Source organism: Rhizobium sp. BK619 (genome assembly GCF_014195245.1).
GTDB classification, from domain to species: Bacteria; Pseudomonadota; Alphaproteobacteria; order Rhizobiales; family Rhizobiaceae; genus Rhizobium; species Rhizobium acidisoli.
Genome location: NZ_JACIBH010000026.1, coordinates 21,941 through 28,950, shown reverse-complemented (window position 1 = coordinate 28,950; position 7,010 = coordinate 21,941). Strand labels below are relative to the sequence as shown.

The following is a 7,010-nucleotide window of genomic DNA, read 5'->3' as shown; positions in this document are numbered from 1 at the left end:
TATGTCGTCGACCATGCCGGCGACATCGTCACCGAAGCCGCCGATGCGGGGACCGACACGGTTCGCACGACACTGGCAAGCTATACGCTCGGCAATAATGTCGAGAACCTGACCTATACGGGCTCTGCCAGCTTCACCGGCACCGGCAATGCGCTTGCCAACACGATCACCGGCGGCGCCGGCAACGACACGCTGAATGGCGGGGCAGGTTTGGACAGTTTGATCGGCGGGGCGGGTAATGACACCTACATCGTCGACCATGCCGGCGACATCGTCACCGAAGCCGCCGATGCGGGGACCGACACGGTTCGCACGAACCTGGCGAGCTATACGCTTGCCGACAATGTCGAGAACCTGAGCTTTGCCGGCACAGGGGCTTTCGCCGGGACCGGCAACGCGCTAAACAACGCCGTCGTCGGCGGCAGTGGTTCTAATACGCTGACCGGCGGCGCCGGCAACGATATCCTTACTGGTGGAGCGGCAGCCGACGTCTTCGTTTATTCGACGAACTGGGGCCATGACAGGATCACGAACTTCGTGGCAACCGGTTCCGCACATGACGCGATCTCGATCGATCACAGCATTTTCGCGGACTGGGAATCGCTTTTTGCGGCAACCGAGCAGTTCGGGAGTGATACGATAATTAGAGCCAATTCCGACGACACTATAACTCTAACGAATGTTGCTCTTTCAAGCCTTCAGTCGTGGGACTTCTTGTTTGCTTGAGCTTGCTCGGACCGCGCGGCACATTTTGGCCGGGAAGGGATTGGGGGCGTAGTCCTACGGGAGGGGATACCATCCTGAGGCTTCAGGAAGAGAATGCGTTATTGGAAATATTGTTCGCGGCAGCGCGCGCACGACGACGCGCCCGAATCCAAGCGTCGCAAGAAATTCCCCACTCCCTTGCAGCTCCGAGCTGAACCCTCAGACGACAGCCAAGTGGCGCTTCGGCCAGAGGATTTTGTTAACACGATCTCCGGGGAGAGCCTCCGCCATATAGGCATTTGGCTTTGGACTATTTTGGGATAGCGAGAACTCAAACTCCGTGCGACATCAGCCTTTGGTCTGCTGAAGCTTCGCCAGGTGCTCGGAGCAAACCGTGTTGACCAGTTCGAGCAACAAAGCGGTTTGCTCGGCAAGCCAGCCAAGCGCCTCCTCGCTGATCTTGAAATGCTTGGAATACCTAGCTTTCACATATGCTTCGTTCAGCGTGTTGAACCAGGCGCGTTCTCGATGCTGATCGCGCGGAAAGGCGTGGGCCAGGCGCCGATCCTGTTCCTCGGCGAGCGAGCGCAGGAATTTGATATTGTGAGATGGCGGGCCGTAATTGGTGAGCGTCAGCAGGACACAGGAATAGGCTTGTTCAATTGATTGATGCATCAAAAAGGCAGCTTCGTTGAGGTCGCGCTCCCCCAAATAGAACACCGAACCTTTTTGGAATTTTGATGCCGTCCTAAACCTGTAATCGAAGTGCTCCTTCGCCACGCGGAAACGATCCGATGGCGAGAGGGGTATGGGCTCCGCAAGCGGCTCATCATCGAGTTCATATAGGACAATGCCTTCCTTGCGGATATCGGAGAAGAAGTATTGCCCTTCCTTGAGATAGGTATTCACCTCTCGCCTGGAGTGGACGATGAAGCTCACCGGTGTTTCGATCGATTTGTCGTGGATCAACCGGTCGGCTGCCTTGTGCCAGTACTCGGCGAACTCGCAGAGCTTTCGGTTGTTGACGATGATCAGGAGATCAAAGTCCGACCGATAACCCTTCATGGTGAAGGGCTCGTCCACCCAGCCTCCCTTGGCGTAAGAGCCGAACAGGATGATCTTCAAGATCCTGCCGCGCTTTTTGAAATCTGCCGTACCCTCCTTCAACGCGTCCTCGAATTCCTCGTGCAGGATTTCCAGGGCTCGTCCAAGCTCTCGCTGCTTGCGAAGCGGCATATGATCAACGGATGATTTCATGAGCAATCGTTAGGCGAAAGATCCTATACCGTCCACTGGCGATTTTTGCATCACTCCACCTCAGTTTTGCCCTCCGTTGCATCCAATTGCCAACCGTCTGTGGATGCTGAAAAGCGTCAGCAGCTGGCACGAGGATCGCATGTTCTGACGCAATCTCTCTGCGGGCAGGACCGAAGGCATAAAGGCTGATTTTTCAAATTATACTATCTTGAAAAAAGCAGTTAAATGGTTTATTTTGACGCGATTGAATAGGGGGCACGCGAAAACGGCTTGGAGACCCTTCTGGACGCGGCGTCAGCCTTTAGGCTGAGGTCTGCTTCCGAAACGACAAGCTCGCTGCGACTTGATTGAAGAGTTCGGAGATCTCATTTGGCTATCATGTTTGTCAGAGCACAGGTGATCAGCAGAGGAGCAGGACGCAACATCGTCTCGGCAGCTGCCTATCGTCACCGCACCCAGATGACAGATCAGCAGGTGGGCAGATCCTTCAGCTATCGCGGCGGTGGTCGAGAGCTGGTGCACGAGGAACTGACGCTGCCTGAGCAAATTCCGGCATGGCTGCACAAGGTGGTCGACGGCCATTCGGTCGCCCGGGCGAGCGAGGCACTCTGGAATGCCGTCGAGGCCTTCGAAACGGACGCGAACGCGAGACTAGCCCGCGAACTGATCATTGCGCTGCCGGAAGAGCTGACCCGGGACGAAAACATCACGCTGGTCCGGGATTTCGTCCGCGACACACTTGCGGCGGCGGGCATCGTCGTCGATTGGGTCTATCATGACAAGGAGGGTAACCCGCACATCCATTTGATGACGACGATCCGGCCGCTGACCGAAGAGGGGTTCGGGCCGAAAAGCTCTCCCATTTTGGAGGAAAATGGCGAGCCATTGCGTCGAAAAAAAAACGGCAAGATCGTCTATAAGGTCTGGGCCGGCGACAAGGAAACGTTGAAAGCCTGGAAGATCGTCTGGGCGGAGACGGCCAACCGGCATCTGGCGCTGGCTGGCCACGAGGTACGCCTCGATGGTCGCTCCTATGCCGAGCAGGGCCTTGACGGGATCGCCCAAAAACATCTCGGGCCGGAGAAGGCGGCGCTCGCCCGGAAGGGCAAGGAGCTCTACTTCGCACCGGCCGATCTCGCCCGGCGCCAGGAAATGGCCGACCGGTTGCTGGCAGAGCCGGAGCTTTTGTTGAAGCAGCTCGGCAACGAACGCTCGACCTTCGACGAGAAGGATATCGCCAAAGCGCTGCACCGCTATGTCGACGATCCCACCGATTTTGCCAACATCCGCGCCCGGCTGATGACGTCGGACCAGTTGGTCATCTTGAAGCCGCAGGCGATCGATGCAGAGACAGGGAAGGCGGCCGCGCCTGCCGTGTTCACCACTCGCGACATCCTGCGGATCGAGTACGACATGGCGCAGTCGGCGCGGGTGTTGTCGAAGCGCGGCGGCTTCGGTGTTTCCAGGCGGCAGGTTGAAGCGGCGATTGATCGCGTCGAGAGCGGCGATCCCCAAACGCCGTTCCGGCTCGATGGGGAGCAGGTCGATGCCATCCGTCATGTCACCGGTGATAGCGGCATTGCCGCCGTCGTCGGCCTGGCCGGCGCTGGCAAATCGACGCTGCTTGCCGCGGCCCGTCTTGCCTGGGAAGGCGAGGGGCACCGGGTGATCGGCGCCGCACTTGCGGGCAAGGCGGCGGAGGGGTTGGAAGACAGTTCCGGCATCAAATCGCGCACGATCGCCTCCTGGGAACTCGCCTGGGCCAATGGGCGCGACACGCTCCACCGCGGTGATGTGCTGGTCATCGACGAGGCCGGCATGGTGTCGTCGCAGCAGGTGGCCCGTGTGCTGAAGATTGCCGAGGAGGCTGAGGTAAAGGTCGTTCTCGTCGGCGACGCGATGCAGCTGCAGCCGATCCAGGCAGGTGCTGCCTTTCGGGCAATCACCGAACGGATCGGTTTTGCGGAGCTTGCCGGCGTGCGCCGCCAGCTTGAGGCGTGGGCCCGCCACGCTTCGCGGCTCTTTGCTCGTGGTGACGTCGAGAAAGGTCTCGACGCCTATGCCCAGCAGGGCCATCTGGTCGAAGCGGGCACGCGCGAGGAAACGATTGATCGAATCGTCTCCGACTGGGCTGTTGCGCGCAAGCAGGCAATCGGTCGGTCGATCTCGGAAGGTCGAGATGGCCGTCTTCGCGGCGACGAACTGCTGGTGCTCGCCCACACCAATGATGACGTCAAACGCCTGAACGAGGCGCTGCGTGAAGTCATGGCCGGCGATAATGCCCTGAGTGACAGCCGCAGCTTCCGGACCGAGCGCGGGACGCGGGAATTTGCCGTCGGCGACCGCATCATCTTCCTGGAAAATGCTCGCTTCCTCGAGCCGCGGGCCAAGCACTCCGGGCCGCAATACGTCAAGAACGGCATGCTCGGCACGGTCGTCGCGACCGGTGACAAACGCGGCGATCCGCTGCTGTCGGTTCTGCTCGACAATGGCCGCAAGGTCGTCTTCAGCGAGAGCAGCTATCGCAATGTCGATCACGGCTATGCCGCAACGATCCACAAATCTCAAGGCGCCACCGTCGACCGCACCTTTGTGCTGGCGACCGGCATGATGGACCGGCATCTGACCTATGTGTCGATGACCCGGCATCGCGACCGCGTCGATCTTTACGCTGCGAAAGAGGATTTTGAGCCGAGGCCGGAATGGGGACGCAAACCGCGCGTCGACCATGCTGCAAGTGTCACCGGCGAGCTTGTCGAAACCGGCGAAGCCAAATTCCGGCCCGATGATAAGGATGCCGACGAGAGCCCTTATGCCGATATCAGGACGGACGACGGAACCGTCCACCGGCTGTGGGGCGTGAGCCTGCCGAAGGCGCTCGAGGACGCCCGCATCTCCGACGGCGACACCGTCACGCTGCGCAAGGATGGTGTCGAGCGGGTCAAGGTTCAGGTTGCTATCGTCGACGAGGCGACAGGTCAGAAGCGTTACGAGGAGAGGGAAGTCGACCGTAACGTCTGGACGGCCAGGCGGATCGAAACCGCCGAAGCGCGCCAGGAGCGCATCGAGCAGGAAATTCATCGGCCGGATGTGTTCAAGCAGATCGTCGAGCGATTGTCGCGTTCCGGCGCCAAGACGACGACGCTCGATTTTGAAAGCGAGGCCGGTTATCGCGCCCAGGCGCAAGACTTCGCTCGGCGCCGCGGGCTCAATCATCTTTCGCTCGCCGCAGCCGAGATGGAGGAAAGCCTTTCCCGGCGATGGACGTGGATTGCCGCAAAGAGGGAGCAGGTGGAAAAGCTCTGGGAAAGGGCAAGCGTGGCGCTCGGCTTTGCCATCGAGCGAGAACGGCGGGTCGCCTACAACGAGGCGCGAACTGAATCCCACACCGTCTCGGGCGCAAGTGCTGGCGAAGCACACTATCTGATCCCGCCGACCACTTCCTTCCGCAGGAGTGTCGAGGCGGATGCGCGGCTGGCACAGCGTTCGTCGCCGGCCTGGGCGGAGCGGGAAGCAGTCCTGCGCCCGCTGCTCAATAAGATCTACCGGGATCCGAATGCAGCACTTGTTGCCCTGAATGCGCTCGCCTCGGACGTCGGCACTCAACCCCGCAGGCTCGCCGACGAGCTTGCCGCAGCACCCGACCGGCTCGGCCGGCTGCGTGGTTCCGAGCTGATCGTCGACGGACGCGCGGCGCGCAACGAGCGCGAGGTCGCCATGGCGGCTGTGAAGGAATTGCTTCCCTTGGCCCGTGCCCATGCGACCGAGTTCCGCAGAAACGCCGAACGGTTCGAACTGCGTGAACAGACGCGTCGCTCCTATATGTCATTGTCGATCCCGGCGCTTTCCGAACGCGCGATGGCGCGCCTTATGGAGATCGAGGCGGTGCGCAGCCAAGGCGGGGACGACGCCTATAAGACCGCCTTTGCGCTTGCCGCCGAGGACCGCACGGTCGTGCAGGAAATCAAGGCGGTCAGTGAAGCGTTGTCCGCGCGGTTCGGCTGGAGGGCATTCACCTCGAAGGCGGATGAGGTTGCTGAACGCAATATGGCCGAGCGCATGCCGGAAGATCTGACGACCGGCCAGCGCGAGAAGCTGACCGGGCTGTTCGAAGCCGTGAAGCGTTTTGCCGACGAGCAGCATCTTGCCGAGCGGCAGGATCGTTCGAAGATCGTTGCGGCTGCCAGCGCAGTTCCGGGCGAGGAGCAGGGGAAAGAGAATGCGACCGTACTGCCCATGCTCGCCGCCGTCACCGAGTTCAAGACGTCGGTTGACGACGAGGCTCGATTGCGAGCGCTCTCTAACCCTCTCTATCGCCAGCAGCGTGCCGCATTGGCTAACGCCGCAACAACCATCTGGCGCGATCCGTCAGGCGCCATCGACAAGTTCGAGGAACTGCTCCAGAAAGGTTTTGTTGCTGATCGCATTGCCGCCGCGATGACCAACGATCCGGCCGCCTATGGTGCGTTGCGCGGCTCCGATCGCCTCATGGATCGGATGCTGGCTTCCGGCCGGGAACGGAAAGAGGCAGTCCAGGCCGTGCCCGAAGCGGCAGCCAGCCTGCGCGGGCTCGGTGCGACCTACGTCAATTTGCTCGATGCAGAACGCAAGGTCATTGCAGCAGAGCGGCAGCGCATGGCGGTCGTCATCCCTGGCCTGTCTAAGCTGGCGGAAGAAGTGCTCACGCGTCTGACGGCACAGGCACGGGAGAATAGTCGCAAGCTGAATATCTCGGCCACTCCTCTCGATGCAAACATCCGTCAGGAGTTCGCCGATATCAGCCGGGCGCTCGACGAGCGCTTTGGGCGAGATGCCGTCATCCGAGCTGACAAGGATCTCATCAACAGCGTGCCGCCGGCGCAACGCCCGGCCTTCGCAGCGATGCAGGAGAAATTGAAGGTCGTGCAACAGAGCGTCCGCCAGGAAAGCAGTGAGCAGATTATTGCGGAACGGCGCACACGCGCCGTCAACCGTGATATAAAATTGGGAGGTTTTTAACAAATAGCCAAGGAAGTGAAAACTCTGGTCGCCGCTTTCCGCGTAACCGA

General features: G+C 60.4%; 3 protein-coding genes. 2 read left to right on the top strand and 1 reads right to left on the bottom strand.

Going from position 1 to position 7,010, the window contains the following annotated elements; all coding sequences use genetic code 11:
- Positions 1-726 (top strand): calcium-binding protein (locus FHX14_RS32270; protein ID WP_281414183.1); only part of this gene is annotated, 726 nt, incomplete at its 5' end.
- 327 nt (positions 727-1,053) lie between these two features.
- Here FHX14_RS32270 and FHX14_RS32265 read toward each other — a convergent pair.
- Entirely contained in the window at positions 1,054-1,962 is a 909-nt protein-coding gene (locus tag FHX14_RS32265; RefSeq protein ID WP_184381156.1) for a nucleotidyltransferase and HEPN domain-containing protein, read from the bottom strand.
- 369 nt (positions 1,963-2,331) lie between these two features.
- Here FHX14_RS32265 and traA point away from each other — a divergent pair, with 369 nt between their 5' ends.
- Positions 2,332-6,960: a Ti-type conjugative transfer relaxase TraA gene (gene traA, locus FHX14_RS32260; RefSeq protein ID WP_184381154.1), complete on the top strand. Its 4,629-nt coding sequence runs from the start codon at positions 2,332-2,334 to the stop codon at positions 6,958-6,960.
- The last annotated feature ends 50 nt before the right edge of the window (positions 6,961-7,010 follow it).

Excerpts from the sequence above, each read along its gene's own strand:
- FHX14_RS32265 (WP_184381156.1), bottom strand. The coding sequence starts at position 1,962 with ATGAAATCATCCGTTGATCATATGCCGCTTCGCAAGCAGCGAGAGCTT.